Consider the following 26,548-nt stretch of genomic DNA (forward strand, 5'->3'; position numbering starts at 1 on the left):
CACGGCAGGTGAAGGGTACGGCGCGCTCCCACCGCTTGGAACGGAAACGCAATTCCTCTCTGCATCAGGGCGGACGCCCCGGGATAAACATCTCACGAGCGATCAATCGTGTAGCGGACATCATCGATGTGCTGACCTTGATCGCGATTGGAAAGAGGCAAGAACATGAACAATGTACTGAAATTTGCCATCCCCACCGCCATCCCCGCTCCCGCACCGGGGCGTGGGTCCTTGTCTGTGGCCGAAAAGACCGGCCACCCGGTGGCCAAGGATCGCGGCAAGGTCATCGATATCCGGCTGCTGGGCAAACTGGACATTCTGTTTCAAGGCCAAAGGCTGGTGCTGCCGACCAGGCATACGGCTCTCCTGATTGCTGTTCTTGCCCTTGAAGGACGCCTGCAGCGCGAAACGCTTGCAGCGCGCTTTTGGGGAGAGCGCGGGGAAGCTCAGGCACGTGCTTCCCTGCGGCAGACGATCTATCACGCAAACAAGGCCCTCGAACATGCCGGAGCGGAGATGCTCGACGTGGACCGCCGGTCCGTTGGCCTGAAGTATGGGGCCTTTCGGACCGATGTCGAAACGCTTCTTGATGAGTTGGAGGCCGATCCGGTCGCTGCCGCCGCCCTTTCTGCCGGAGAACTCTTCGGCAATACCGGCCGGGTCGACCCCGCCTTTCAGGAGTGGCTGGATATAGAACGCAGGTCTTTTTCGGAAAGGATCACAAGACGCCTGGAAAGCGCCTCGGCGGCTTGTCTCGCCAATGAGAATTGGACGGGGCTGGAGACGCTCGCGTCATGGCGCATGGACCAGGATCCCTATAACGAAAGTGCCTTGCGGCATTCCATGGTAGCGCTTTCGAAAACAGGTCAGCGGGGAGCAGCACTCGTCTTGTTCGAAGGTTTCAGGAAAAGACTGCACTCGTCGCTGCAGGTCGCGCCTGAGGCGGCAACCTTCGAGCTGCGCGGGCGCATCGCTGCGCAGCGGGTTGGATCCAGTGACGCGGGTGCTCATGATACGGACAGACCAGCCCTGCCAGGACGTAACAGCATGGAGGGCGTTACGCTTATGGGGACAACGCAAACCTTCGTCATCCGCAATCTGGCGGACCAGACAAAATCGCAGCTGGACCTTAACAATCTGGTCGAAGAAATTGTCCGTTGCGGGTCGGAGCAACTCCGCGAACAGGCCAGTCAATCGATTGCCAACCTGCTGCTGGCGCAAGGCCAAAGCTGACTTGCGACCCCTCGGTCTTGAGCCAATCGAGCATACGCCCGCACCGGAAGACTTGCCTGTCACCGGCACCGCTGGTGACGGCCACTCTCACCTCTTGATCGTGCCGAGGTGATTGAAATAGATGTCGATGCCACTGAGCCTTGAACTGCGAAACGCCACATAGCCATCGGGGCGTATCAAATAGATGCAGGGGCTGCCTGCGGCATAGGTACGATGCATTTTCTTGTCTTGATCAATGATCACGGGAAGGCCTTGGAACACATCGTCAGCTGCACCGATACTTACGACATAGGGCTTCAGCCAGGAGCTGAACTCCAATGAGGCATCTGCCGCCGATTGGATTTCGTTGACGGGAGGGTCGCCCGCAAGGCCACAGAAGAACAGCAATCTGTATTGGTCGTCTGCCGGCAATTTGAAAAAGCTGGTGGACCGGCCACCGACGATCAGGTCCGTGGCATCTGGCGCGCGCGTTCCGGCTGCCGGGCCGCCATCAAAGGCATCATCGAGGGAGAGGCAGAGAGGGTTTGCGCTGTAATCAAGGTCTATTTCCTGAAGGTGGCGTGCAGCGTCCAAGCGCGCAGCTTCTGGCGTGTAAAGATGTGAAATGAATGTTTCCCGGTCGTGTCGTGGCAGGCTGGTATAACTCTCCATCGTGTCAGTGATTTTCCGGGTCGTATCGACGACTTCTCTGGCCACGATCCGCCGCTCTGCTTCGTAACTCTTCAAAATGTCCATTGAGGCTTCGCCTTTGAAGACAAGGGCCAGCTTCCACGCGAGGTTATGTGCGTCCTGGATCCCTGTGTTCATGCCCTGTCCCGCCAGCAGGCTGTGAACATGGGCGGCATCGCCCGCAAGGAAAACCCTCTCCTTCCGGTAGTGCGGTGCAAGCCGGTAGTTTATCCGGAAATAGCCAAGCCAGTGCGGATCATGCAAGCGCAGCGTGGGCCTGCCCCTTTCCGAAACGATGGCCTGAAGCGCCTCCAGCGGGGGTGTTCCTTCCGTGCTGGCGCCGGTCTCCAGGCTGGCAACCAGGAAGTGCCGGTTGTCCGGTAGCCTGGTAAAGGCGAACAACACGCCCTTGTCGTGGAAAAAGGCGTGCCCCTTGTTGGGTTCGAGGTCGTCATCCCCGTCAATCAGAACATCGCCGAGTATGTAAGGAATGGCGTCCGCGTCACCCGGAAAGGTCTCGCCGATGAGATTGCGCACGGCGCTGTGCGCGCCATCGCAACCAATCACCCACTGAAAGCGCGCCGTTTCTTCGCCTTCATCGCCATGGCGCGCATCATCGCGGCGAAGCGTTACCGTCACGCCGTCTTCGTCCTGGGTGAGTGCGGTGAGGGAAACACTGCGCTCGACCTTGACACCCAAAGCCCCCAAATGCGCTTCCAGAGTGGCCTCTGTATGCGCCTGCGATTGCGACATGCCGAAGGGAAACGGCGAGTCGATCGGGGCATGCGGGCTCTCACCGACCCGCGCTCCGTCGCGATAAAATGTGAAGGCGATTTCTGGAACGGAGCCACGCGTCACCTCGTCGTCGAGTCCGAGGCCCTGGAAGATCTCAAGCGTGCGCGAATGCAGAAGGTTCGCTCTCACATGCGGATCGATGCCGGGGGACTTGTCGATGCATCTTGTGGGTACACCGCGCCGCGCAAGCGCGGCAGCCATCATCAGACCGGTGGTTCTGCCGCCGACAACCAGCACAGCATCCATGATGTTTTCTCCCGGCTCTGTTCGCAATCAACGTCCGTCCGCGCACCGAGGGTGGCAAGAACAGACGTACCAAGCCTGACAGGGACGGGCAATGGACAAGCACAAGAGCTTGCCAGGACACCGCGTCGAAATCCGCGTTGCACGTGCAAACAGGCACGCCGATGGCGCCTATTAGGCTTCTAAGATGAGCGCTTTGCAGACCGGTCACGAAAAAAGCGGCCAAATTGGCCGCTCCGCAACTTCCAACAAGACCTGGTTTTAGTCAGCCGCGTCCTTTTGTTTCCTGCGCCAGCCCAAAAATCCCATAAGACCAATTCCCCCAGCCAGGAAAGGCAGTGCGGTTGGAAGGGGGACAGGTTGAACCGCTGACGCGACGGTTACTTCAAACGATCCAGTATTGTTCGGATAGAAGGTATCATTGACGGCAGCATAAATTGTTGCAGTCGAGTTCAGCGTAATTTGGTGGCTGCTCCCGATCAGAAACCAGTCGGCCGCTGACGTGGGTGTTGCCGTAAGGCTTCCTATGAGGGCGCCGAGGTTCACACCCGGGCCTGCGGGACCGTTGGCTCCCCCTGAAAAAGCGTCGAAATCTGCTCCGCCAGGATTGAAATATCCGTAACCTGAAAACGTAACGCCGGAGATCGGGATGCCATCCGGGTCCAAGTCAAAATTTGAGCCGACACCTACTGGACCAGCCAACGACACAATGCCAGTCGCCGTTATTTCGTATGTTCCTGCACCAAACGTACCCAAGCTAACGGGCACGGCTGTTGTCGGCGTAATTGTCACGGCGCTTGCCGGCGACAAAAAACCAAAAACCAGAAAGTATCCTGCAGCTAAAACAACTGAACTGCTTTTGAAAAAGACGCGAAATGACGACATGAAAACATCCCCTAAGCACAAAATGGCCACCCGCACACTAAAAATGCTAACCTTTCACCTCGTTTGTTGTCAAATTATTCCTTGAAAGCAATTTCAATTGTAGATGTTCGAATACAGCAAGAAGCAAATATTACAACTCTATCTTTAAAAGGGCCGCTGGTACTATGGAACTGACGCTCAAGAGATCCTGTCAGTATCTAACTCGGATTCAAGGCACGCCATCGCTGCATTCTGCTGGAACAACCGCTCGCTGAGCCCAATGCTCTTTCTTTGAATGATCGATATGCATGTCCCGCCGGGTCAATATGGTTTCCAGGTCGCGATAGTGAACATGACAACGACAGCAACACGGAACCGGCCCCGCCGGAGAGACGCACTCTCGCCGGCGGTGGCATCGGATCAACCGGTAAATGCTGGCTGAATTCATGGTCTGGAGAATGAGCTTTGCTCACAAAGGCGCATTTCAGCTTCGACCATCTTCTTGATCTTGTCTTGCAGACCCGCAGCGCCTTTGAACGGGTTCATGTTCACTTTTCCGACCGAAACGTTGAAGACCTGCTCCTTCAGGAGCCGGTTGAAACTGGCCTGATAGGAACAGTCCGGTGCCTCGAGGCCGGCGGGCGCCACCGTTACGGTCGTAACGTCCTGCCTCTTTTCGCGTGCGGCTTTGTTGACAGCCAGCGCTGCGGCGGAATTCATTCCATGAATGTCCTTCAACGGCGTATAAAAAATTCCTTCGAAAGTTGAATTTATCGAGAGTGCTCCCCCGCATTTCATCTCGATATCAGAGTATTGCATCTGGATACCGGATTTACTGATCTGCTTGAGCATCTGACCGCCAGCCGACTGAAGGACAACCAACACCACACCCGGATAGTCCTGGTTATGATAAAGTTGAACCCACTCGATCCGGGAGTAATGCTTTTTGGCAAATACTTTCCAAGACATGAAAATTGTCTCCATCCTGATAGCTTCTATTTGTTGACGCGCACAGGATGCAGCGGCGCCGTTTTTTGCCCGTCACAAATGACCGCTCAGGCGACCCTGGAACGTTAAAAATGCGCTAAATCAGGATTATCGGCATGTGCAGTTTGGTCCGGCGTGCTGTTGATGCTCCGGCATTTCGAACGCGGTCTGCACCATCGCGACGCTCTGGACTCAGCTGCCCATCGCCAGCTTTGTCAGCAAAGCCTTTTGGTTGGGGAGCGCTATGGTTCAATACTGGTCCGGAAAGACCGACATCAGCATCTGAGCGCCATATTCGCTGCCGCAGGCACCTGATGTGATCATTTCGCCGAAAATCCTGCGCCGTTCGGCGGTGTCGATCTGGGCGGTTTCACATGCCTTTTGCTGGTCCTTTTCGAAGAATCGGATGAGAAACGAGAGCGGTGGGTGGGGCAAGACAGTCATCTTCGGCTCCATATTTTTGTCAGCAACAAAATACGCCGGAAGAAAGTTCCGCTGGTATCCGCTACGGCACCGTGCTGTTATGCAAAAATGCAGAGCCGGTTCAGAGATTGGGGAGACGTGCGCGTCTTTCTCGCTGTCATGCGTGAAGGATCCACTCTTGCGGCTTCACGGCATCTGGGGCTCAACCAGACCACCGTTGCGCGGCGCATCGACGTTCTTGAACACACCCTTGATGTGACACTCTTTGACAGAACCACGCGCGGTGCCGAGCCGACGGAGTGTGCGGCCGCCTTGTTGCCCTATGCCGAAAGCCTCGAACAGGCAGCCCTGGCGTTTGAGGCGGAAGCCCTGAAAGGCGGGGAAAGCCCACCGATCCGCATTACCGCCTTTGAAGATGAGACTTTCGGAAACATAGGCGCTGTGGTCGCCGGGTTTGTTGAAGAAAACCCCGGTATCAGTTTTGAGTTCGTGTTCTCCGAACGGCATCTGGACATGATGAAGGGGGAGGCCGATGTTGCCCTGCGTATGGCCCCGGCGATTTCCGATGACAGGCTGGTCGCCCGGAAAGTCGGTCAAACCCAGTGGACCTATTATGCGTCCAGCACCTATGCCGCCAAACATGCTCTGCCGGCGGAATACTGCGATGACATGGAAGACCACACGGTCCATCTTCTGAACCACGTCAAAAGCAAACGGCGCAATCTCGTCCGGTGCGCGACATCAAACGACGTCATGATGGCGCTTCAGACCGGACAGGGTATCGGCCCGTTGCCGGTGACCGTTGGTGATGCCAATGCGACCCTGGTCCGCTGTTTTGACCCACCCGATCACGCCAACTTGCCGATCTGGCTGATCACGTCTCCGGCTGCGCTCAAGCGACCGGAGGTCCGCCGCTTCACTGCCTTTGCCGCTCCCCGGCTGGTCCGTAACCTGAAGACTTCGGCGCGGGACCAGGAACAATAGATCCTCGTGCTGCGCATGCACGTACGTGCGCCGGGTTTTATAGCCGAAGAAACAGTGGGAGAGAGGTGATCCTGTGCCGGCCTCGGGTGGCAGAGACTGGGGTGGCAGAGACTGGGGTGTCGGTGAGGTGGGTTCAGCAAGGGGTGTCTGAATTGCGCCCACCCAATCTGGACGTTCGACCGCTATCCCGTTGTTCCCGAAAGCAGCCGTTCGTCAGAATCAGGGCAAATGGCTGAGGTGCGGGCAAAGCTGCCGTCTGCCAACTCGCGACAAACGGCTGCTTTTTGATCTGAGTGTTCGTGGATGGTCTTTGCAGTCGCTCGGCGGTGTGGGCTAAGTCGCGGGCACACCCATGCCAGATGCCAGCTGATTGCCCGCTATTCCGAGATCCCTGCGCTGAATGCGATAGGTTTGAAGCGCCAGGCAACTTGCCATCAAACAACCAAGGCCCGCAAAGGTGATCATGGAGGTCGAGCCGACCGAGGCACCGTAGATAAACCACAATGCGTTTCCAGCCGATTGCAGGCAATTGCGAAATCAGGCTTTGCCCAAGTGCCAAATCCTGATTTCGCAAGTTGGCTATCAATTGCGGCACGGAACTGACAAGTGTCGTCGCACCAGCAGCAAACCCCAGCATTTCGATAAAGAAAAAGTCCATCACTCAGTTCCACCGATAATGTGGCGCGCGCTCGCCCCTCGCAAACCGGGTCACGTCGGCGAGATCGACAACAAACGATACAGTGTTTGTGATGGCCAGGACGATGATCCATGTCTGTAAGTCCGAATGGACTGCAATGTCGTTTGCGCGGGTTGCCATCCAGCCAAACATTGGTAGCCACAGCAGATGAGTGATCCCAAGGGCTCGTGTAAACCCGGACCGCCCGTAAATGATCGCCTGCAGGGTTACGGCGACAAGTGTTGTCACCAGAACAACCTGCGCCTCGACATGTGCTATGAAATAGAGGCACAACAGGTTGACGCCAACAAGCCATACATTCCAGATCCGGGGGATGGGACGGAACCGCAGGAACACGATCCCGAAAATCTTCAAAACGTTTGTCACAAAATCCATCATCGCTCTTCTCCTTGTTTGCTTTGATGATGGAGGGGTAGCCGCAGGGTGCCTTGCGGCGATACTTCGCCACACGTAGTAATCTACTACGTTTCACGTAGTTAGGAGATGGGCGATGCAATACGGACAGTTTTGCCCCGTGGCAAAATCCGCGGAAATTCTCGGCAACACATGGTCGTTGCTGATTGTCAGAGAACTTCTGTTAGGCAGCACACGCTTCTCGCGATTGCAAAAGGGGATGCCCCGTATTTCGCCGACTGTGCTGAACACGCGCCTGAAAGAGCTTGAGGCAAACGGTGTCATCACAAAGCGCCCGATCAGTGGGCAGCGTGGTTTTGAGTACCATCTGACACCTGCTGGCAAAGAACTAGCCCCGGTGATTGAATCGCTGGTGATCTGGGGAATGCGGTGGGCTCGCGATGAATTGCGCAGCGATGAAATGGACGTCGCGTTTCTGATGTTCGACGTAGAACGCAACATCAAGACGGATGAACTGCCGGGCGGCGAATCCGTTCTGTGCTTTCAGTTTTCAGATCTGAACGAATACAAGAAATGGTGGATTGTTTGCGACGGTGACTCCCGCGACTTGTGCTACGAGGATCCCGGCAAAGAAGTGTCCGCCTATATTTCCACAACCTCGCAAGAGCTGGTAGGTATTTGGATGGGCGACGTGTCCCTTTCAGAAGCGATGTCCAATGAGCGGATCACGGTTTTGGGCGATGGCGTCGTTTGTCAGCGTTTTAAGAAATGGTTCCCTCTCTCTTCGGCAGCTCAAATTCCGCGACCGGTGCGTGAAGTTTAAAAGAGACCAGCCAGTTGTGGAGGCGGTCCCTAACCATGACTGGTTCAATGCAACGCAGACATTGATATTCACCGCAGCATCTAGAGCTATTGGCTCAAAGCAGGTTTCGCTGCGGCTCATAAGAATGACAGCTAAGCACCCCCAATTCCGGTCGTTTGAACGTTCACAACACAATCCTGAAAGTTGCCGTTCGTAGCGCAGCGCGTGAAGGTCTATGGAAGGTGAGGAGCCGGATTTCGCTGCAGTTGGCTCGAATGACCGCTCTAAGATGAAATCTGAATTCTTATAGAAAAGCACCCGATGCATTCACACCGGGCGCTTCTTTTTCAGATCGCAAATTTCTTAATTGATAGCGAGGATGTCGAAGTTGCTGACGTTTGCGACCACACCATCGTCCCATCCTCCAGAGACTATCTCCGAGGCTTTCTCGTTGAGCAGCCCGGCGACCTGCCCGGCAAAGTGCGCTTCGCGACCGGAATTGTCGGCAAAGATGTCGAAGATGGCGAAGTTGTTCTCGTCAATCTGCAGCGCCGCCCAGAACAGTGTCTTGGGTTCTGTGTCAGCCACGAGAGGGCCGGCTGCGGTCAACAAGGCCGCCAGATCAGGACCTTTACCCGGTGCTGCTTCAAGCTTGATATAGGTCGCGGTCGTTGCAGTGTAGAGATCGACTGGCTGTTTCACCGACAAGACACTGGAGTTGTTGATTTTCGCGACAACGCCGTTGTCCCAGCCACCCGCTACCAGTGCATCCGCGTTTTGCTGCAAGGCACCGGCGACAGCACCGGAAAAGTGCGCGTCGCGCGCTTCTTCATCAACGAAGATGTCAAAAATCGCGAGCGTATCGTCGGCTTGTAGTGCGAACCAAAGCACCGTGCCCGGCTCCGTCTCTTTCACAATTGGTGCTGCCCCTTCCAGAAACTCTGCGAAGGCTTCGGCCTGACCCTCAGCGGCGGGCATGGCGATGTAGCTGGCGGTGTGGTTGTCCATTGGAGTGTCCTGTGCAGTTGCGGAAGTTGTGATCAGAGCCAGTGCGGCGAGTGTCTGAAGGATTTGCGTTTTCATGTTCGTCTCCTGATTTGAAGCTCGTCGGCTTGCTTTCGATGAGCTCTTGTCCCACACCGGACGCCCCAGACTCCAATTCCGAACGCCTATTCTTTGATAGACATTGACTATGGAAGTTGCTTTTGTGAATCGGGATGGGAATTGACGGAGTGTGCGACCATGGAAATGAACCAGATCAGGTATTTTCTTGCTGTCTGCGAACACCGCAACTTCACCCATGCCGCCAGCGCGTCAAATGTCTCGCAGCCATCTTTGACGACTGCGATAAAGAAACTTGAAGACGAACTTGGGGGAGACTTGTTCGTAAGGGACCGCGCGGGATGCAGGTTGACTGCCCTTGGGAAACTCATGCAACCGCGGCTAAAGAAGGTTCATCATGAGACGCGGCAGGCGAAGGCTGAGGCGGTGCGGCATTTGCGATTGGAGCGGGTTCCCATCTCTGTCGGCGTTGGCGAAACCATTGGCCACAACAGAATTTCAGCAGCTATGGAGCGTATTCGCGCGCGGTTGCCGCAAGCCGAAATTGAATTGATCGTGGCGCCTTCCACCGAGCTTCTGCCCGGTTTGCGGGATGGTGATTTTGATGTCGTGGTCACGGCAGAGAAGGTCAGTGAAGACCTTTACCGGATAGACCCTCTCTATGATGAAGACTACAGAGTGGTGGTGTCAGTTTCGCATCCATTGGCGCAATCGACTGCCATTTCTCTTGCGACGCTCGCTGATACGAACATGCTCGATCGGCCTAATTGCGAAATGCGGGATGCTCTGCATGAGACATGTACCGATCATGGTTACGAACTCTACGCGGCCTATCGGTCAAATCGCGTGGATTGGTTGATTGAGCTTGCGCGGCAAGGGTCAGGTGCGGTGATCTTGCCGGCCACGGCAATTCCTTCCGACACGGGCCTCGTGTCGATCCCCATCGATGGCCTTGAAATATCCCGAACTGTTTCTGCTCTTCGTTTTCGGCACCAGGCTACCAGGCCAGAGACAAGCGACCTGATCCGTGAGATTGCGCGTACGCGGGCGTAACGGAGGCAGGCGCAAACCGACATTCCCGTATGATGCAGCATTTGGCACTTTAGGTTCGAAGCAGACTTTCGCTGCACATAGCATAAATGACAGCCATGCGCCCCAATCAGGTCGTTCGGCGTATCGCCGCCTGGTCCCAAAACCGGACATTTGTTTAGTACTGGACGAACGAGGGAGGTGCGGATGAAGCGGTCATTGGTCTTAGTGAGCCTGACTTGTGCTTAGGAAGAGAATACCTCTGGAGGCCAGGTAAGTCGCTCAGCTCGCTGAAAAGCCGGACGTTCTCTCAGTCTTTCAACGTAGTCATCCAAGATCTGGCTTTCAGGAAGCAGATCGTTGAACCGAGCCATTGCAATGACCGACCCAAGGGCGACATCTGCAGCTGTGAACTGGTCTCCCAGTAACCATGCTTGTCCCTCAAGCGTGCTGCCAAGAATGTCGACCGCGTTCTGTGCGGTATCCCAGGTCGTATGCTGAAGTGTCGCATCAAGGTTCGCGGCGCGCACCGCGATTGCTGGATCAATGACGGCCGTCGCATAAACGAGCCATTTGAGATATGGACCACGATCTTTGGAGTCGATTTTGGGTGCTAGAGAGCCGTACCCAAATCGATCTGCGAGAAGCGCGCAGATCGCCGGTCGTTCGCTTACGATCATTCCATCAACGGAGACCACCGGCACCCGACCTGAAGGATTGATCTTGAGGAATTCGGGTTCCAGGTGCTTGCGCTCTCGGAGATCAACATCGACGACGGTGTAGGCAATGCCCAGCTCTTCCAGCATCCAATACCCTGCCAGTGAGCGTGATGCCTTCGATGCATAAAGAACAATCTCAACCATTTGGATCGCCTTCTCGGTTCGATCACACATCGATCATAGAGCATCTGATCTCAACAGGCGACTTGGAAGCCGACATTCGCTGCCTTGCACCAATTTGGTAGCTGTGGGCTCCGGCCAGACGTTCGCTGCGGTAGAAACAAACGACGGTTTTGCCCCCTCCAGCTAGGACGTTCGACCGTTTTCCCGTTGTGCCCGAAAGCGGCCGTTCGAGTGGATCAGAGCAAGTGGCCAAGACACGGACAAATCCGGTATTTGTTTGTCAGGCTCCAAGGGTCGCTCTACGCACTGGGCGACCGCATCGCGTAGCAACTGACCGGGAAACTGACCAATCACCGCGCTCATGAGTTGGTATCCTGACGCCACAGCCGCATGGCGTTTTGAAACAAGTAAGTCTCTTCGAAAGAGGTTTAAGTAAAGCCGTGGTTTGATGCTCGTGGCGGATGGTTTTCATGTGCCCGGTATCATCAGCATGGAGGCTTTTCAGGCTTTGATCTGTCGATCGCAGATCAATGTCAATTGACGAAATTCACCCAGGCCAGCCAACGCCTTACATCACTGGACGATTAACCAACCCTACAATTCTTGATAGATTTTTCAGGGATTTTTCCAAGATTTAACCGCAAGGGTTGCAGGCGGCGCGGATAAAATAGCGCCGGTCAAAATGCCCGGAGAGCGAATTGCAGGCAATGGGGTAAAACATGCGAAGCATCGTGCTTTCGAATGGCGGCTCAATCGGGTTCAGGCAACTTTTGAAACACTTCTTTTGGCGGATGATTCAAGTCTTGCCGGATCGCGGCTTCATATTGCTGAAATTTTTCTCCATGAGTGGTCGATTTCCGAACCTGGACTTTCCTCGAACCTTTACCGACAAGGTACAGGTCAGAAAACTTTATGATCGCGACCCGCTCTTTCCCGTCATGGTCGACAAACACGCGGTCAAGAAGCTCGTCTCCGACCGGGTCGGAGATGACTACACGATCAAGACACTGTGGGTCGGAAGAGACCTTTCCGAGGTCGATTGGAACCTGATCAGGCTGCCTGCCGTCGTGAAGCCGACCCACGGAAGCGGGCAGGGCGCGTTCCTTGAAAAACCTGAAGATATCAGTGCGTTGCTCAGAAGCGATCTTCCCGCAAAATGGTTGGCAACCGAACACCATCTTTGTAACCGGGAATGGGCCTACGGAGAATTTGAGCCGCAGCTGATCATTGAGGAAATGCTTCAAGGTGCGACGGATGCGCCGGACGATTACCGCTTCTTCGTATTTTCGGGTGAAGTGCGCATGATTGAAGCGCGGCTGCGGCGGGAAGGCGTCGCCTATGAAGCCTACTTCTCGCCCGACGGGACACGTCTTGATCTGGAGTCTGGATATATTCCGCCCGCTCCAGGCCACGTGGAACTGCCTGCCAGCCTCGCAAAGATGACGTCGATTGCCAGACAACTGGCCTGTGGCACCGACTTCGTCCGCGTTGACCTTTATGCATGTGAAGAGCGCATTTGCGTTGGAGAGCTGACACTTTATCCAGGCGGTGGGTTTCCCGGATGCGTTCCGGAAGCTTGGGACAAAAAACTCGGTGACATGTGGGATTTGCGCGCAAAGCCTCAAAAATCTAGGGCAACGAAATTGGCTGGAAGACTGCAGCCGACGTCCTGAGGGCATGGCCTTCAAATCCCGGCAAACAACGCTGTGCCTGCACCGAGCTTCCGATGATCCGGCCCGCGCAAGCAATGAGGCGGCATGGTCAGCAGCGTAACTGTTCGACTGCACCGAAACCTGGCATCGCCTGTTGGATACCTACAGAGCCTCTTCGTAAGCGAACAATGCAGCCAATCCGCCGGTATGTACAAAACAGACGCGGCTGCCTTTGGCGATCTTGCCTGAAGCCACAAGCGCGGGGATCGCGGCAAAGCTCTTGGCCGTATAGACGGGATCCAGGATCAGGCCTTCTTGTGTGGCAACCATGTGCATCGCAGATCTCGCCGGCTCGCCTATCTGTCCGTACCCCGGTGCCAGGGCTCCGTCCCAAATGCGGATATCGGCTTCTGAGACCTTTGCAGCTCCCGCATAGAGATTCTTCAATCGCGCCGTGATCCTCCCGATGCGCGCCTCTTGCGCGGTCGCATTGCGGCGCACGCAACTGCCGATGACCTGGGCGCTGGATCCAGACCCGCGCAAACCGGCCAACAGACCGGCATGTGTGGATCCGCTGCCCGACGCCACAACGTAGGTATCGAAATCCTTGCCCTGTTTCAGGAGCTCCTGTGCTGCGTCCACGTAGCCGAGCGCGCCAAGCGGCGGATGCCCCTCGGACAGGTGGATCACGTAAGGCACTCGACCCTCTGCGCGCAGGGCCTCGGCGCGTTCGTGCAGTGCGGCGTCGGCTCCGGCCTCGTCTTCACCTTCGGGATAGGTCAGGATCTCCGGCCCAAGCAGATGCGACAGCAGAACGTTTCCTGATTTGTGGTAGTGATCGGACTTGCCGGGCACGCGGTTTTCAAGCTGTATGACCGCGCGCATGTTCTGCGAACTGGCCACCGCGGCTGCCAGACGCACAAAATTGGACTGGACCGCACCCGTGATCAAAATAGTATCCGCCCCCTGATCCAGAGCATCGCCGAAATAGTACTCAAGCTGCCGGGATTTGTTGCCGCCGAATGTTGGTCCGGCAAGATCGTCGCGTTTTATGAAGAGTTCGATCCCGAGCGTGTCTGACAGGCGCGGGGCGTGTACCAGAGGTGTTGGCCCCGCAACGATGTTCAGCCTTGGGTGCGTCATGTGTGTTCCGTGATCGGTTCTGGTTTGATGGCACGTAGTTGCCGCTGTTGGCGAACTATTGCAGCTTCGCTGGAGCTTGTGAATGACCTAATCACAAGGCAAGAGAGGACACTCACTACGACCGGACAGGCAAGATCCCGCTGCACGTCGAGACGGGTTGGTGGCACTGATCCAGAGACATTTCTACTGCTTTGATGCTTGCTGACCTGCAACGTCGCGCTCGGTGTTACAGCTCGGCCACTTCGCGCCGCTGTATCGGACGTTTGCTGTTTCGCGAACCTGTCTTGAAAGCTGACGAGGCTGAAATTCACCGTGGTTGCGGCAATGACCGCTTATGGACTGCTTGTAAATAACGGTAGTTTCTCAGGCATTCAAAATCGTATGATTTTTGAACTATACTTGTAATTTTCGAGATTGAGGTGCCATCTTATCAATAGCCTGCTGCGTGACTGCTTCAGTATCAATCAAGGCAGACAATTTACTGCTAGCGAACAATGAGATCCAGCATGGTGACAAAACTTATCCTGTTTCAAGGCAGCTTCACTGGTCTCCGTAGAAATCGTCGCGATGCGCACACGGCAAGCGACCGCGAGTTTATGAGCGAATTTTCAAGCGAGTTTGGACGCCAGGCGATTGGTGCTGGATTTGGGATAATTCTGAACAGCGGGGCTGAACTGGACACGAAGGTTGGGCAAGCGGCAACAGATGCTTGTGTGAAGATCGGTATCACGCCTAGCGCCAGAATTCGGACCTATCCATATGGTGACGCTCCTAAGACAGGCTTTGGCATGGTTATGGAGCCAATAGACAAACGATGGCAGGAAGTACGGACGTTTGTTGTTGGTCAATGTGATGCGACTGTAGCTATTGGCGGTGGCAAGGGTACCAGTGACGTCGTTCAAAAGTCGGTTCTTGCAAACAAGCCGGTATTTCCGGTTGCCGTCGTGTCTGGCGGATCGAAAAATGAATGGGAGAGATTGAAGCTCCAGCAAGCTTTCAACCAGGACTGGGGCGACCTGGATTTTCTTGGCGATCTATCCCTATCGGCTCCTGAGCTAGCAAAGAGTGTCGTACAATCTTGCAAAAGAATTTTTGAGAAGCCTGATCGACCAATCTCACGAAGGGTATTTATCGTTCACGGCCATGATGGTGAGCTAAAATCACAAGTCGCCAGGTTTCTGGAGAAAATAGATCTGGTTCCAGTAATCCTTCAAGAGCAGGTAGACGCTGGTCGGACGATATTTGCCAAGCTACAGGACGAGCTAAACGACGTTGGTTTTGGCTTTATTCTACTCACGCCGGACGACAAGGGCTCAGTGGCGGCGCCGCCCGAAAACATGAAACTTAGAGCACGACAAAACGTAGTGTTTGAACACGGGCTCCTCATTGGATTGCTTGGAGCAGATCGCGTGTGCGCACTTGTGAAGGGCGAACTTGAAATTCCATCTGACCTAAGCGGCGTGATTTACAAGTCGGTCCCTGACGGAGGCGGGCTTCAATCTATTGAACTGGAGCTCTTTCGCGAACTCACGAAAGCCGGCTTCGAACTCGACGCAGAATTGCTGGTCTCTTGATCAAAAAACCCTTTTCAAAATATGCGCTTGCAACACGGTCGTTTGCGGGTTCGACGTCTGATCCTGAAAGCGAACGTTCGTAACAGTGCATGGGAAGGCCCTTCCATGGGCTGTTCAGCAGACTGGGAGCGCAAAACAACCTGCGCAAGAGTCATCGGCCTCACCAATTTGCCTGCTAACAAAAATTACGTAATTTTCTCAATAATTTGGAGAAAATTTGTTGCAATTTCGTCGGACTGGTGCTGATAATCTGCATATAACAAGGTATCGATAATAAATGTCCACGATTGCTGAACTTGTCATTCCGCAGACAGCTGCGCTTCCCCTGCGTTGGAATTCCGGTAAGCCCCGTGTCTTAATGATCACGTCCCGCGAGACACAGCGTTGGGTCATTCCAAAAGGCTGGTTCATGAAAGGCAAAAAACCTTGGGAAACCGCAAGGATCGAGGCCTGCGAGGAGGCAGGCGCTCTCGGCAAGGTTCATGCAAAACCAATCGGAACCTACCACTACGTAAAGGCTTTGCCGCGCGGTGAAAGCTGCCGCTGCAAGGTGTTTGTGTTTCCGTTGATGGTCGAGAGGCTGAAAAAGAACTGGAAGGAACGCGATGAACGATCGCGCCGATGGTTCTCCGCCAAGAAGGCTGCAAAACTGGTGTCAGAACCAGAACTCAGCGCCCTGCTGCTCGAAATTGCGGCCAGTCAGGGTGCTGACCTGATTCCCGGGAAGCTTCGGAGCATATCTTAGGGATCCAACAAAAACAGGCCCAAACGGCCAGAAAACATCGTTCAGGGAGGAACAGATATGAAAAGAACCGCTACCGCTCTTGCAGGATCCCTTGTCGCGCTCGCGGCCAGTGTTTCGATGGCTCAGGCCGACAAACTCACGTTCTATTGCAGCGCGCAGGAAGACTGGTGTCAGTTGATGGCCCGCAGCTTCGAGGATGCGACGGGTATTGACGTCAACATGACCCGTAAATCTTCTGGCGAAACATTCGCACAAATTCGCGCCGAATCCTCCAATCCCAAGGGAGATGTCTGGTGGGGCGGCACGGGAGACCCGCATCTTCAGGCCGCTGAGGAAGGCCTTACGGCCGAGTATGTTTCCCCCATGCGCGATCAGTTGCACGACTGGGCGATCAGCCAGGCCGAGAGCGCGGGAAATCGCACGATCGGTATTTATTCCGGCGCGCTTGGATATGGCTATAACAGCGATCTTCTGGCGGCAAACAATCTGCCCGAGCCGGCCTGCTGGAAAGATCTGCTGAAGCCCGAATACAAGGGGCATGTCCAGATGGCCAACCCGAATTCCTCGGGTACGGCCTATACAACACTTGCCTCAATGGTGCAGATCTTCGGCGAAGACGAAGGCTTCGATTTCATGAAGGGTCTGCACGCCAACATCAACCAGTACACCAAGTCCGGCTCTGCGCCGATCAAGGCAGCCGGCCGGGGTGAAAACACGATCGGGATCGTGTTCATGCATGACGCGGTCAAACAGGCGGTCTCCGGCTTCCCGGTCAAGGTCGTCGCGCCTTGCGAAGGCACCGGGTACGAAATCGGGTCCATGTCGATCATCGACGGCGCTCGCAACATGGAAGAAGCCAAGAAGTTCTACGACTGGGCGCTGAGCGCCGATGCCCAGAACCTTGCGCTTGAAGTCAATGCATTCCAGGTCCCCTCCAACAAGGGTGCGCAGACGTCCGAGAGTGCTCCGGACATGAGCCAGATCAAGCTGATCGACTATGACTTCAAGAAGTACGGGTCGTCTGACGAGCGTAAGCGACTGCTTCAGAAGTGGGATGAAGAGGTCTCGACGCTGCCGCAGTAAGTGACCTTGTCCGCGAAAAGCACCACCCCCCCGGTTTTGATCTTCTGGATCATCGCTGGGTGGGCCGGTTTTGGCCTTCTACCCTGGTACGGCATTGAGGACGGCTTCTGGTCGTTCGAGTGGCTGCTCGACGGCTATCCGTTTGATGAAGACTACGCGCCCGCCGCTTTCCTGATTGCCCAGGGAGAAAAGCTCTGGCTTGCGCCGTTGCTGCTTCCCCTGGCATTGCCGCTTCTTGCCCTGAGACACTCCAAGTCGGACAGCGCTTATGCGCGTTTGCTGGTCATGGCAGGTGCGCTCGGTTTCGCGTGGATGATCGTGCAGGGATTTTCCATCGGCATACGCGGGTACAATTTCGAATGGTTGAACGCCGTCTTCGGCCCGCTGGACGACCGCCAGTTCGGCATGGGTTACGGCGCCATGATCTGCGCGTCCGCGTTCCTGTTTCTGCTGACCCAGGGCATCGCCGCACGCGGGGCGGTTAATGGCGATGTGTTTGTCGTCAGTGCGATCGGCGGCGTGATCGTGATCGTCACGACCTTCGTTTTCTTTCCCATCGCCAAGATGCTGTTCGCGGCTTTCATCACCGATGAGGGCAGCTATTCGATCCTGGTCTTTTTCGACAAGTTCTTTGACGGCCGCATCTGGGGCCTGGGCTGCCTGGCCGGTGCGCGCTGCGGCGCTGCGTGGAACTCGTTGTTCCTGGCCGTTCTTGTCGGGCTGATCACGACCCTTCTGGGTCTTGCATTCGCACTTGTCGTCACGCGCTCCGGGTTCCGCTACAAGCGTCTGATCCGCGCCATGACGGTGTTGCCCATCATCACCCCGCCCTTTGTCATCGGGCTTGCGCTCATTTTGCTGTTCGGTCTTTCCGGCACAGTGACGGTGTTCGTCGCCGAGTTGTTCGGCGTACAGCCAACACGCTGGCTCTACGGCCTGCCGGGTGTCCTGATCGCGCAGACACTTGCCTTCACCCCGATCGCCTTTCTGGTTCTGATCGGTGTCGTTGAGGGTGTTTCGCCTTCCATGGAAGAAGCCGCCCAGACGCTTCGCGCCAGCCGCTGGCAGACATTCAAAACCGTCTCGTTGCCCCTGATGCGGCCAGGGCTTGCAAATGCGTTTCTGCTCGGCTTCATCGAGAGCATGGCCGATTTCGGCAATCCGCTGGTTCTGGGCGGAAACTTCGACGTTCTGTCGACCGAGATTTTCTTCGCGATTGTCGGGGCACAATACGATCAGGGCAGGGCCGCTGTCCTGGCGATGGTGCTGCTCTTCTTCACCCTGTCGGCCTTTTACGCGCAGCGCGCGTGGCTCGGAAAGAAAAGCTACACGACAGTGTCCGGCAAGGGCGATGCCGGCGTTCATCCGCTGATGCCGAAAGGCCTGGCTCTGCCTGTCCTGACTATTGCCCTGATCTGGGCATTCTTCACTGCCGTTGTCTATGCCATGATCATCTACGGCAGCGTCGTCGAATTGTGGGGCGTCAACAACAGCCTGACCTTCAAGCACTATGTGACGGCTTTCTCCGTCAGGTTCGAGGCGGAAGGCATCCGCTGGACGGGTGCGGCCTGGGACAGTTTCTGGACGACGATCACGATCGCGGCCATCGCAGCACCGCTGACGGCCGCCGTCGGTCTGGTGACCGCCTATCTGCTGACACGACAGAGTTTTGCGGGCAAGAACGCGTTCGAATTCGGGACCATGCTGTCCTTTGCCATTCCTGGCACAGTGATCGGGGTCAGCTATATTCTGGCCTTCAACGTGCCGCCGATCGAAATAACCGGCACGGGCATTATCCTTGTCGTCAGTTTCATCTTCAGGAACATGCCTGTGGGCGTGCGCGCGGGGATCGCGAGCATGTCGCAGATCGACAGATCGCTCGATGAAAGTTCCCTGACGCTCGGAGCCAACTCCTGGCAAACCTTCAGACGGGTGATCCTGCCGCTGTTGCGGCCTGCTATCCTGGCGGCGCTGGTTTACAGTTTCGTTCGGGCGATGACGGCGATATCGGCGGTCATATTCCTGGTTTCCGCGGAGTACGACATGGCGACCAGCTACATTATCGGCCGGGTGGAGAACAACGACTACGGTCTTGCCATTGCCTATTCCACAACCCTGATCTTCGTCATGCTGGCGGCCGTCGGACTGCTGCAGCTGCTGGTTGGCCGAGTTCAGATCGGCCGCCGCAAACACATCGAAATGAAGGAAGCGTCATGAGCGATGCACACATTCGCAGCAAAGCCGCGCCGGTTCGGTTCGATGGGGTCTCGAAGGTCTTCGGCAAGGACGTGACTGCCGTCGACAATATCGACCTGAACATCGAGGCGGGCAAGCTCGTCACGCTGCTGGGGCCCTCCGGCTGCGGCAAGACGACGACGCTACGCATGATCGCCGGGCTGGAGATGGCGAGTTCCGGGCGCATCCTGATCGGGGACACGGATGTCACGAAGCTGCCGGCAACCGATCGCGACGTCTCCATGGTGTTCCAGTCCTATGCCCTGTTTCCGCATATGAGCGTTCTGGAAAACGTCATGTATGGTCTGACCTTTTCCGGTTTCGACAAAGCGGCGGCGCGCGCACGGGCGCATGAGGGGCTGGATCTTGTCGGGCTCAACGGTTTCGGGGGCCGTCTGCCGAGCGAGCTGTCCGGTGGCCAGCAGCAGCGTGTGGCCGTGGCAAGGGCGCTGGTGCTGGAGCCGCAGGTGCTGCTGTTTGATGAGCCCTTGTCCAATCTGGATGCGAAGCTGCGCCGGCAGGTGCGCGAGGATATCCGCGCGATCCAGCAGGATCTTGGATTGACCGTTGTCTACGTCACACACGATCAGGAAGAGGCGCTTGCGGTCTCCGACCAGATTGTCGTCATGCGCAACGCGTCGATTGCACAGATCGGCACACCGCGCGAACTCTACGATCAGCCGGTCGATGCCTTCGTTGCGGATTTCATCGGCGAGGCGAACCTGATCCCATGCGAAATCGTTGGTGTCGAGGGAGATACGGCGACGGTCGACATCAGTGGCTATCGTTACGCGCTGGCATCGCGTGGCCTTTCAAGGGGAAGCGCCACCGTTGCTGTGCGCCCCTCCCGGCTTGTGCTCGGGGACGCGGAAGGCATGCCGGCCCGGGTCGCCAAGGCGACCTATGTCGGCGTGCGGATGGAGTATACGCTCGAAGGGGCTTTCGGACAGGTGTTCGCGGTTCAGGACAATGTCGACGACACGCTGGATGTCGGAACGGAACTGAACCTGTCTTTCGCGAAATCAGGCCCGGTTCTTCTGCCCTCGGACGGGATTTGAAACGGGTCTTTTTCGAATGATTGCCGTTGTTTGCCTCAGGTCCCACGGCAGCGTCACCCGTACGCCCGCCCATATGTGGTAAGCCACCCGGGTCACCATTTTGCAGAGGAAACAGATGCCAATCTATTTCGTGAGGCACGGCCAGTCGGAATTCAACGCGGTCTTCAGGACGGGCGACGAAGATCCGATGATTTTCGATGCGCCGCTGACCGAGCTCGGCCGGCAGCAGGCCATGGACGCGCGCGAGGAGATCAGGGATCTCGGTATTCGCCACGTCATCACGTCTCCGCTGACGCGGGCCATCCAGACAGCGCAACTGATGTTCCCGGACGGGATCTCGATGGAAGTGAGGGACGGCCACCACGAACTGCTTTTGCACAGCTGCGATGTGGGCAGGCCGCCGAACGAATTGGGCGCCGACTTTCCCGCGCTGGCGTTCGGGCACCTTGCAGATGAGTGGTGGCACAGCGACGGAACCGGCGGCATCAGCGTGGAGCCGGAGGATGTCTTCAAGGCGCGCATCGCAGACTTTGTGCGCCACCTCGATACCATCATGGAGAGACCGCTCCTGATCGTCGGCCACGGCAACGCGTTCAATGAAATCATCGGACGCAAGCTCGCAAATTGTGAAGTGCATCGTTTCCGCTGATCTGCTCCTCTTGTAAGCGCACCATCCTATGGATTCCCATAACTATTCGCCTGCGCATTGATGTGTTTTTCTCCGACCATCCGGTCTTCGGCCGGAAAGAGACCCTGTGACTTATTGCTTTGATGCTGCCGGTGTTTCGCAGCTTTTCGTATTTCAAGAATGGAACCAATCGATTGTTCAAGATCATCAAATTTCCTTTTCTGTTTGCGTTGGCCATCGGGCTGGCAGCCTGTAACGGGCAAGACGGTGACCAGGGCGAGACCGTCGACGGCCTGAAAATCGTTCCCGTGTTTGGACCTGAGCGCACCGATGTCAGCGCGGATGTCGGGTGGAATTTCAGCCGGGTCGGCAAGGTGGAGAGCGTCGACAAGGGCCAGGACGGCTCGATCTTCTGGATCAACTGGGCTGAACGATTTGAACCGCTTGGCGTGGATGGCGTTTATCCGGTGAGTGAGGGCGAAATTGGCGTTGAGCTGACGTTCAAGGGACATGATTACCGCGAAATCGTTGAACTGCCGCCCGCCGAGAACGGTAGCCAGCGTCTCGAACTGGAGATCACCGGGCAAGGCCGGCTGGTGTTGGAAGCCGAAGGGCTGGCAGACGATGCGCTGACCGAACTCGGGTTTCACGGCAAGGGCGGTGGTGCAGGCGGGTCCGAGATCGGCACGACCGGCTGGGGCAACCAAAAGGGAGCCAATTATGTGTCGCCCGGGATCTATGACGTGACCCTGAAGAATACCGATACCGGCGAGAGCCACACGCAATCCGTCACCATCGGCGAAGGCCAATCGAGCACGCTGACATTCACCTTCACCCAGTAAGCTGGGAAAGCGCCATGGCTCTCCTCTTTGGAACCGCGGGTAAAATCGGGCGCGGCCGGTTCTGGATCGGGTTTCTGACCCTTGTCGCCGCCGGCTTTCTGGTGTCTCTGCTGGTGACGGCAATGGTGCTTGTTCTCGGCGGGATCGGCCAGTGGATCGGTTTAGGTCTCCTCCTGCTCCTCTTGTACCCGGCTATTGTCCTTTCCCTGAAACGCCTGCGGGATCGTGGGCGTGCCAATCCGGGCGTCTGGCTCTTTGCCTATTTTGCACCGGGTGTTCTGGTGAATTTCGCGCAGGCGGCGGGCATCGGGTTTGTGCAGGAGGATATTGGCGGGCTGATAGTCTCCAGCCCAACCGCGCTCGGTGGCAGCCTTGTCTTTCTTGGCTTTCTCGCATTTGTCATCGCGGTCGTCGATCTGGGCTTTCTGAAGGGAAAAGATCTGCCCGCTTAGGGCGCACGAGCAACCACGATATGAATGACGCGTCAAGCAGGCTTAAGGGCTGTCGCCCGGTGTCGTCCGGCATCCAAGCATGACAGGCCGTGCGATCAGGGGCAGATCTTCTTCAAAAGATTTGGATAGCCCGCCTTTCGGCCAGACGCTGCGCAGAAACGCGGCAGCCGGAACAAAGGCTTGTCGGGTTTATGTGGTTAACGTCCGCTTTGCACGCAATCGAGGCACCTGAGCTCTCTCGCGCCAGATCCAAATATGCTATCGATCTCTCTGGACAATAATCTGTTTGTCAGTTCGATTTTGGGTTTTCCGGATTGGTGGAGGACTAAATGACTTTAAAACCGGCCACTCTGCGCATTGCGGCGCTCGTTACCGGAGTGCTGCTCGCGACACAGGTTCATGCTGCGTCCTGCATTACCAGCAAAGGACAGTTCGGAACCTATAAGCAGCAACTCGCACAAGTGGCTGCCTCGTCCGGTGTCAGGCAGCGGGGAATGCAGGCGCTGCAGCAGGCGCGCCTTTCCGGCATCACGTGGCGGTTTGAATCAAACCCGGCCTCGCAATCCAGCATGCGCTATCGAAGCCCCGAGCAGTTTTTGAAGAGCCGGTTTTCGAGCGTGAATGCATTTGTCTCCGGTGCGAAACGAAAGCTGAAGCAGAACGCCAGACTGTTCCGGAATATTGAAAAGCGCTATGGCGTGCCCGGCTCGATCCTGGTTGCGATCTGGGGGTATGAGACCAATTGGGGCGGCTTCAAAGGCAAAACACCCATCGTCAGCGGTGCGGTCACTCTGGCGTCCTATTGCCGCCGTTATCCCCGCTTTGAAGACGACGCGATCGCGGCCCTGCAGCTAGTCGACCGGGGTCTGATTACCGGCAGCAGCCGCGGCGGTCCCTCGGGCGAACTCGGGCATATGCAGTTTCTGGCCGGCAATTGGGTCCGCTTTGGTGTGGACGGCAGCGGCGATGGCCGCGCTGACCCCAACAATGCGGCCGACGCTCTCGCATCAGCGGCCAACATGTTGCGCAAAAGTGGCTGGCGGGGCGGACGCTCCTTCGCCGAAGGGTCGGCCAATTTCCGCGTCCTGTCGAAGTGGAATGACAGCGGTAACTATCAGCGCGCAATTGCCTATGCTGCCGGTCTTATCGGTCAGTAGGTAAGGCCCTCGGCAATACCTGATCAAAGGGACCACATCAGCCCGCGTTGACCGGTGTCAGCGCGGGCTTTCTTTGTCCCTTGAGAAGGACTTAAGCGGCCTTTGAGCTTCACGCGAAAGCGGCCGTGCGCAGCTTTGCGCGGGGGCGACGGATCTGAAGTTGATGCAAGAGCAGCCTATCTCTTGAAGCAAACCGCGAATGCGCCGCATAGGCCTATGATCGCGACGGGAACAAATGTTGCCCCTGGAAGAACGGATACAAGAGACCCGGTCGCCACCGGCCCAATGACCCCTCCAGCCGCGTAGGCGAGCGAAAAGGCCGCCGCGCCTGAGGTCAAAGACTTTCCGCTGTGCTCCTGCCCCAGAATCGCAAGTGCGGATGTGTAAATTCCAAGGAAGGCGGAACCGCCCAAAGCTGCAAGGGCCCAGATGGTCCATCCATCTATGGGAACGATTGTCAGCACCAGGAAAATCAGACCGGTTGCCGCCATGCAGCCGGCCGCCACATGCCAGCGATCCATGCGATCCAGCACCATGCCCAGGACCGGTTGCGCAACGATCATGCCGACATGCATCACGGCCAGAAAGGTTGCCGCCAAGGCCGCGCTCGCCCCGGCTCCGGTCAGGTAAACCGGAGACAGCGACAGGACCGTCGCGTCGATGAAGCCGAACGCGACAACGAGGAAAACCAGCATCGGCGCGGACCGTGCGAAACGCGGCAGATCGGATATAGCAGGCTTCTCGGGTTCTACCCTGGCCCGCTTGGACAGCAGTGCCAGGCCGAAGGCAACGAATGAGACCAGCACCGCGCAAGCGGCGAATGCAAGCCCGCCTTCAATGCCAAAGACTGGTATGGCCAATGGTCCGATCACGAAGCCTGTCGCCATGCCCGCACTGTAGACGCCTGAGATACGGCCCCGAACCGCGTCAGCGGTCGCGGCGTTCAACCACGCCTCGCCGTAGACATAGATCGCATTCACGCAGAAACCCAAGGCAAAGCGCAGGAAAAACCAAGCGGCAAGGTTGTCTGTCGCGGCAAAGCCCCCAAGCAAGATAGCCGCCCCCAGGAGACCGGTCACGATGACCTGGCCCGCGCGAAGATTTCGCGTGAGGCTTGGAACAACCAGCACAGACGTTCCCAGACCCAGCATGAACGCTGCGGCATTGAGGCCGATCATCGTGTCCGAGACCTCACGCGCGGAAAGCAGCAACGAGATCAGCGGATAGGTCAGGCCTTGCGCAATCGCAAATACGGTGATGCCCACCGTCACCGTTCCCACCGACCACCAGTCGGTATCAATGAGTGACGTTTGTTCGGAGCGTGTCGCGTTCATTTTTTCACAGTGTCATGTGGCACTGCAGCGGGCAAGCAAATCGGGAGAACTGCGCTCCATGCAAGGTGCGGATATGGATCACCTCACCTCGGGCGCAATTCTGCGGCGTCATTTTGCCCGTATGCGGTTGTTCCTTGCGTTGTGCTCCAATTCGGCCAGTCCCAGGAGTTCCAGTGTCGGGCCGACATAGTTTGCAAAGCGTCCTCGGTAACCCTTGCGCAGGCCGTAGTAACCGCCCACAGGATTGTCGCTGGAGCGCGCCCAGTCTTCCAGGGTGCCGGGTTTGGTCGGTTTGCCCTCGTCCGCGTTGCCGAGCGGCATCCAGTCGCCGTGGCTCTTCAGCATGTCGTGGGCATCTTCCAGCGCCCGGAGCTGATAGGAGAGGCGGGTCTTGCCAACCTGCACGACGAGAGCGGGCGGGTCGTTCGCTTCGTCCTTCCAGACCTGGAACTCGGAGGTCAGCGGGGGTGTTTTCAAGATCCACGGATCTTCCTGTGTGCCTGAGCCGTAGACGACATCATCCATGTTGCTCTGCCTTTTCTTTCAGTGCGCCTGCAAATTTTTCAAAACCCGGTGTCAGGTCCGGAATGGATTTCACGATCAATCCGGACATCAATCCGCTGAAGACTTCGTGCATGTCAAATCGCGTCGTGTCGCCTGAGGAGGATAAAGCGAAGGTGCGGGTTCCGGTGAAGAGCCCGAGCGGCATCCCACCACGCCAGACCATCTTGTGAGGGGGGTGGAATTCGCTCACCGAAAGCGCAAAGGCTCGTTTCGGATCAATCTCGGACCAGAGCTTGAGGCGACTGCCCGCGCGGGGTGTTCCGTCGAGCCGAAGAATACCGAATGGAGTTGGATCGCGCGGCAGGTCTTCGGTCAGCACCCGCCACACCTCATCGATCGGTGCAGCGATGTCGATGGATGTCTTAAATGTTTTCATGTCGCTCCTCTTGATTGACAAGGGAGTGCTTAATGAGGGTAACGTGACATCTTATGTCATGTTTGAGGAAGGTTTATGCGCGCGGCCCGTTTGCTGCAAATTCTCCTGATCCTGCAAAACCGGGGACGGCAGACGTCGGTTCAGCTGGCCGAGGAGCTTGAAGTCGCGACACGCACCATCCTGCGTGACGTGGATGCCATGACCGAGGCCGGGCTGCCGATCATTGTGCATCAGGGCAATGGCGGCGGCATTGAGCTGGGGTTCAACTACCGCACGCGCCTGACGGGCCTCGCCCAGGACGAAGCGGCCGCGCTCGGCCTTATTCTGACCGCCGACACGCCCATGGTATCGGCCCTGGGTCTTGAGAATGCCGCCAAGCGCGCCCAGGCAAAGCTCATCGAAAGCTTGCCTGACAAGACCCGGCTGGCGGTCAAGACAGTGACAGAGCAGTTCACCTTGAACCGGAGCACTGCCGTGGATGATCCGCGTGTGCGTGCCATGTCACTGGCGGTCCGCGCCGGTACTGTGGTCCGGCTGCGCTTTGCGACACCGGATGAGCTCTCAATACACCCGATCGAGTTGATGCTTGATGACACGGACTGGTCGGTCAGGGATGACGATACGCAGTCACTTATTCCGCTGGCAGACTGGGGACGGCTGAACATTTCATCCATTGCGTTTCAGAAGAAAGCGCCGGGCTGATCCGCTATGCACCCCGCAT

27 protein-coding genes are annotated in these 26,548 nt (G+C 56.8%); 15 read left to right on the top strand and 12 right to left on the bottom strand.

Annotated features, from left to right (window positions below; all coding sequences use genetic code 11):
* Positions 1-165 precede the first annotated feature (165 nt).
* Positions 166-1,233 carry a BTAD domain-containing putative transcriptional regulator gene (locus tag Q0915_RS00365; RefSeq protein ID WP_299472406.1) on the top strand — a complete coding sequence of 356 codons (1,068 nt, stop codon included), beginning with the start codon at positions 166-168 and terminating at the stop codon, positions 1,231-1,233.
* A gap of 87 nt (positions 1,234-1,320) precedes the next feature.
* Here Q0915_RS00365 and Q0915_RS00370 read toward each other — a convergent pair whose 3' ends face one another.
* The 4 genes from Q0915_RS00370 to Q0915_RS00385 all read right to left on the bottom strand — a co-directional run bounded on the left by Q0915_RS00370 (position 1,321) and on the right by Q0915_RS00385 (position 5,235).
* The gene (locus tag Q0915_RS00370) at positions 1,321-2,943 is read right to left on the bottom strand and encodes an FAD-dependent monooxygenase (protein ID WP_299472407.1); all 1,623 of its coding nucleotides are present in this window, start codon (positions 2,941-2,943) and stop codon (positions 1,321-1,323) included.
* A 258-nt stretch (positions 2,944-3,201) separates the two neighbouring features.
* Positions 3,202-3,825 carry a hypothetical protein gene (locus tag Q0915_RS00375; protein ID WP_299472408.1) on the bottom strand — a complete coding sequence of 208 codons (624 nt, stop codon included), beginning with the start codon at positions 3,823-3,825 and terminating at the stop codon, positions 3,202-3,204.
* Between the two features lie 423 nt (positions 3,826-4,248).
* Positions 4,249-4,773: a hypothetical protein gene (locus Q0915_RS00380; protein ID WP_299472409.1), complete on the bottom strand. Its 525-nt coding sequence runs from the start codon at positions 4,771-4,773 to the stop codon at positions 4,249-4,251.
* A gap of 267 nt (positions 4,774-5,040) precedes the next feature.
* Positions 5,041-5,235, bottom strand: a complete 195-nt coding sequence (locus tag Q0915_RS00385) for a hypothetical protein (protein ID WP_299472410.1) — start codon at positions 5,233-5,235, stop codon at positions 5,041-5,043.
* A gap of 117 nt (positions 5,236-5,352) precedes the next feature.
* On the opposite strand from Q0915_RS00385, the gene Q0915_RS00390 reads away from it, so the two are divergent.
* Entirely contained in the window at positions 5,353-6,198 is an 846-nt protein-coding gene (locus Q0915_RS00390; protein ID WP_299472411.1) for a LysR family transcriptional regulator, read from the top strand.
* Between the two features lie 333 nt (positions 6,199-6,531).
* Here Q0915_RS00390 and Q0915_RS00395 read toward each other — a convergent pair whose 3' ends face one another.
* Together Q0915_RS00395 and Q0915_RS00400 are read right to left on the bottom strand one after the other, a co-directional pair.
* Positions 6,532-6,702 carry a hypothetical protein gene (locus tag Q0915_RS00395; protein ID WP_299472412.1) on the bottom strand — a complete coding sequence of 57 codons (171 nt, stop codon included), beginning with the start codon at positions 6,700-6,702 and terminating at the stop codon, positions 6,532-6,534.
* A 157-nt stretch (positions 6,703-6,859) separates the two neighbouring features.
* A complete protein-coding gene (locus Q0915_RS00400; RefSeq protein ID WP_299544143.1) occupies positions 6,860-7,270 on the bottom strand; it encodes a hypothetical protein in 411 nt (136 codons plus the stop codon).
* Between the two features lie 115 nt (positions 7,271-7,385).
* On the opposite strand from Q0915_RS00400, the gene Q0915_RS00405 reads away from it, so the two are divergent.
* The gene (locus Q0915_RS00405) at positions 7,386-8,072 is read left to right on the top strand and encodes a helix-turn-helix domain-containing protein (RefSeq protein ID WP_299472414.1); all 687 of its coding nucleotides are present in this window, start codon (positions 7,386-7,388) and stop codon (positions 8,070-8,072) included.
* A 342-nt stretch (positions 8,073-8,414) separates the two neighbouring features.
* Here Q0915_RS00405 and Q0915_RS00410 read toward each other — a convergent pair whose 3' ends face one another.
* Positions 8,415-9,134 carry a hypothetical protein gene (locus tag Q0915_RS00410; protein WP_299472415.1) on the bottom strand — a complete coding sequence of 240 codons (720 nt, stop codon included), beginning with the start codon at positions 9,132-9,134 and terminating at the stop codon, positions 8,415-8,417.
* Positions 9,135-9,293: 159 nt separating this feature from the next.
* Here Q0915_RS00410 and Q0915_RS00415 point away from each other — a divergent pair, with 159 nt between their 5' ends.
* On the top strand, positions 9,294-10,166 hold the full coding sequence (locus Q0915_RS00415) for a LysR family transcriptional regulator (RefSeq protein ID WP_299472416.1): 873 nt from the start codon (positions 9,294-9,296) through the stop codon (positions 10,164-10,166).
* Positions 10,167-10,387: 221 nt separating this feature from the next.
* On the opposite strand, the gene Q0915_RS00420 is transcribed toward Q0915_RS00415, so the two are convergent.
* On the bottom strand, positions 10,388-11,005 hold the full coding sequence (locus tag Q0915_RS00420; protein ID WP_299472417.1) for a glutathione S-transferase family protein: 618 nt from the start codon (positions 11,003-11,005) through the stop codon (positions 10,388-10,390).
* A gap of 821 nt (positions 11,006-11,826) precedes the next feature.
* Here Q0915_RS00420 and Q0915_RS00425 point away from each other — a divergent pair.
* Positions 11,827-12,657 carry an ATP-grasp fold amidoligase family protein gene (locus Q0915_RS00425; protein ID WP_299472418.1) on the top strand — a complete coding sequence of 277 codons (831 nt, stop codon included), beginning with the start codon at positions 11,827-11,829 and terminating at the stop codon, positions 12,655-12,657.
* Positions 12,658-12,798: 141 nt separating this feature from the next.
* Here the strand turns inward: Q0915_RS00425 and Q0915_RS00430 are convergent, their stop codons facing one another.
* Entirely contained in the window at positions 12,799-13,779 is a 981-nt protein-coding gene (locus tag Q0915_RS00430) for a D-cysteine desulfhydrase family protein (protein WP_299472419.1), read from the bottom strand.
* Positions 13,780-14,285: 506 nt separating this feature from the next.
* Between Q0915_RS00430 and Q0915_RS00435 the strand changes: the two genes are divergently transcribed.
* From Q0915_RS00435 to Q0915_RS00475, 9 genes are all read left to right on the top strand, one after another.
* A complete protein-coding gene (locus tag Q0915_RS00435; RefSeq protein ID WP_299472420.1) occupies positions 14,286-15,353 on the top strand; it encodes a nucleotide-binding protein in 1,068 nt (355 codons plus the stop codon).
* 277 nt (positions 15,354-15,630) lie between these two features.
* Positions 15,631-16,098, top strand: coding sequence for an NUDIX hydrolase (locus Q0915_RS00440; protein ID WP_299472421.1), 468 nt, complete (start codon positions 15,631-15,633; stop codon positions 16,096-16,098).
* A 117-nt stretch (positions 16,099-16,215) separates the two neighbouring features.
* Positions 16,216-17,181, top strand: a complete 966-nt coding sequence (locus Q0915_RS00445) for an ABC transporter substrate-binding protein (protein ID WP_299474632.1) — start codon at positions 16,216-16,218, stop codon at positions 17,179-17,181.
* A gap of 6 nt (positions 17,182-17,187) precedes the next feature.
* A complete protein-coding gene (locus Q0915_RS00450) occupies positions 17,188-19,398 on the top strand; it encodes an iron ABC transporter permease (protein ID WP_299472422.1) in 2,211 nt (736 codons plus the stop codon).
* Complete coding sequence (locus Q0915_RS00455) at positions 19,395-20,474, top strand: ABC transporter ATP-binding protein (protein WP_299472423.1); 1,080 nt, start codon at positions 19,395-19,397, stop codon at positions 20,472-20,474. Before Q0915_RS00450 ends, Q0915_RS00455 begins: the two co-directional genes overlap by 4 nt.
* A 115-nt stretch (positions 20,475-20,589) precedes the next feature.
* Positions 20,590-21,123, top strand: coding sequence for a histidine phosphatase family protein (locus Q0915_RS00460; RefSeq protein WP_299472424.1), 534 nt, complete (start codon positions 20,590-20,592; stop codon positions 21,121-21,123).
* 173 nt (positions 21,124-21,296) lie between these two features.
* Positions 21,297-21,944, top strand: a complete 648-nt coding sequence (locus Q0915_RS00465) for a hypothetical protein (protein WP_299472425.1) — start codon at positions 21,297-21,299, stop codon at positions 21,942-21,944.
* A 14-nt stretch (positions 21,945-21,958) separates the two neighbouring features.
* A complete protein-coding gene (locus Q0915_RS00470; RefSeq protein WP_299472426.1) occupies positions 21,959-22,396 on the top strand; it encodes a DUF805 domain-containing protein in 438 nt (145 codons plus the stop codon).
* A gap of 329 nt (positions 22,397-22,725) precedes the next feature.
* Positions 22,726-23,553 carry a lytic murein transglycosylase gene (locus Q0915_RS00475; protein ID WP_299472427.1) on the top strand — a complete coding sequence of 276 codons (828 nt, stop codon included), beginning with the start codon at positions 22,726-22,728 and terminating at the stop codon, positions 23,551-23,553.
* Positions 23,554-23,729: 176 nt separating this feature from the next.
* On the opposite strand, the gene Q0915_RS00480 is transcribed toward Q0915_RS00475, so the two are convergent.
* The 3 genes from Q0915_RS00480 to Q0915_RS00490 all read right to left on the bottom strand — a co-directional run bounded on the left by Q0915_RS00480 (position 23,730) and on the right by Q0915_RS00490 (position 25,827).
* On the bottom strand, positions 23,730-24,887 hold the full coding sequence (locus Q0915_RS00480) for an MFS transporter (RefSeq protein WP_299472428.1): 1,158 nt from the start codon (positions 24,885-24,887) through the stop codon (positions 23,730-23,732).
* A 108-nt stretch (positions 24,888-24,995) separates the two neighbouring features.
* On the bottom strand, positions 24,996-25,412 hold the full coding sequence (locus Q0915_RS00485) for a DUF6855 family protein (protein WP_299472429.1): 417 nt from the start codon (positions 25,410-25,412) through the stop codon (positions 24,996-24,998).
* On the bottom strand, positions 25,405-25,827 hold the full coding sequence (locus Q0915_RS00490) for an SRPBCC domain-containing protein (protein ID WP_299472430.1): 423 nt from the start codon (positions 25,825-25,827) through the stop codon (positions 25,405-25,407). Before Q0915_RS00490 ends, Q0915_RS00485 begins: the two co-directional genes overlap by 8 nt.
* A gap of 75 nt (positions 25,828-25,902) precedes the next feature.
* Between Q0915_RS00490 and Q0915_RS00495 the strand changes: the two genes are divergently transcribed.
* Positions 25,903-26,529, top strand: coding sequence for an HTH domain-containing protein (locus Q0915_RS00495; protein ID WP_299472431.1), 627 nt, complete (start codon positions 25,903-25,905; stop codon positions 26,527-26,529).
* The last annotated feature ends 19 nt before the right edge of the window (positions 26,530-26,548 follow it).

The sequence above is a fragment of the uncultured Roseibium sp. genome (assembly GCF_947494555.1).
Classification (GTDB): Bacteria; Pseudomonadota; Alphaproteobacteria; order Rhizobiales; family Stappiaceae; genus Roseibium.

Bases quoted from the DNA above. Each gene is read 5' to 3' on its own strand.
- Q0915_RS00470 (WP_299472426.1), top strand. From the start codon at position 21,959: ATGGCTCTCCTCTTTGGAACCGCGGGTAAAATCGGGCGCGGCCGGTTC.
- Q0915_RS00410 (WP_299472415.1), bottom strand. From the start codon at position 9,134: ATGAAAACGCAAATCCTTCAGACACTCGCCGCACTGGCTCTGATCACA.
- Q0915_RS00445 (WP_299474632.1), top strand. From the start codon at position 16,216: ATGGCTCAGGCCGACAAACTCACGTTCTATTGCAGCGCGCAGGAAGAC.
- Q0915_RS00425 (WP_299472418.1), top strand. From the start codon at position 11,827: ATGAGTGGTCGATTTCCGAACCTGGACTTTCCTCGAACCTTTACCGAC.
- Q0915_RS00495 (WP_299472431.1), top strand. From the start codon at position 25,903: ATGCGCGCGGCCCGTTTGCTGCAAATTCTCCTGATCCTGCAAAACCGG.
- Q0915_RS00370 (WP_299472407.1), bottom strand. From the start codon at position 2,943: ATGGATGCTGTGCTGGTTGTCGGCGGCAGAACCACCGGTCTGATGATG.
- Q0915_RS00460 (WP_299472424.1), top strand. From the start codon at position 20,590: ATGCCAATCTATTTCGTGAGGCACGGCCAGTCGGAATTCAACGCGGTC.
- Q0915_RS00365 (WP_299472406.1), top strand. From the start codon at position 166: ATGAACAATGTACTGAAATTTGCCATCCCCACCGCCATCCCCGCTCCC.
- Q0915_RS00400 (WP_299544143.1), bottom strand. From the start codon at position 7,270: ATGGATTTTGTGACAAACGTTTTGAAGATTTTCGGGATCGTGTTCCTG.
- Q0915_RS00415 (WP_299472416.1), top strand. From the start codon at position 9,294: ATGGAAATGAACCAGATCAGGTATTTTCTTGCTGTCTGCGAACACCGC.
- Q0915_RS00485 (WP_299472429.1), bottom strand. From the start codon at position 25,412: ATGGATGATGTCGTCTACGGCTCAGGCACACAGGAAGATCCGTGGATC.
- Q0915_RS00375 (WP_299472408.1), bottom strand. From the start codon at position 3,825: ATGTCGTCATTTCGCGTCTTTTTCAAAAGCAGTTCAGTTGTTTTAGCT.
- Q0915_RS00435 (WP_299472420.1), top strand. From the start codon at position 14,286: ATGGTGACAAAACTTATCCTGTTTCAAGGCAGCTTCACTGGTCTCCGT.
- Q0915_RS00440 (WP_299472421.1), top strand. From the start codon at position 15,631: ATGTCCACGATTGCTGAACTTGTCATTCCGCAGACAGCTGCGCTTCCC.
- Q0915_RS00420 (WP_299472417.1), bottom strand. From the start codon at position 11,005: ATGGTTGAGATTGTTCTTTATGCATCGAAGGCATCACGCTCACTGGCA.
- Q0915_RS00380 (WP_299472409.1), bottom strand. From the start codon at position 4,773: ATGTCTTGGAAAGTATTTGCCAAAAAGCATTACTCCCGGATCGAGTGG.
- Q0915_RS00490 (WP_299472430.1), bottom strand. From the start codon at position 25,827: ATGAAAACATTTAAGACATCCATCGACATCGCTGCACCGATCGATGAG.
- Q0915_RS00480 (WP_299472428.1), bottom strand. From the start codon at position 24,887: ATGAACGCGACACGCTCCGAACAAACGTCACTCATTGATACCGACTGG.
- Q0915_RS00475 (WP_299472427.1), top strand. From the start codon at position 22,726: ATGACTTTAAAACCGGCCACTCTGCGCATTGCGGCGCTCGTTACCGGA.
- Q0915_RS00405 (WP_299472414.1), top strand. From the start codon at position 7,386: ATGCAATACGGACAGTTTTGCCCCGTGGCAAAATCCGCGGAAATTCTC.
- Q0915_RS00430 (WP_299472419.1), bottom strand. From the start codon at position 13,779: ATGACGCACCCAAGGCTGAACATCGTTGCGGGGCCAACACCTCTGGTA.
- Q0915_RS00455 (WP_299472423.1), top strand. From the start codon at position 19,395: ATGAGCGATGCACACATTCGCAGCAAAGCCGCGCCGGTTCGGTTCGAT.
- Q0915_RS00385 (WP_299472410.1), bottom strand. From the start codon at position 5,235: ATGACTGTCTTGCCCCACCCACCGCTCTCGTTTCTCATCCGATTCTTC.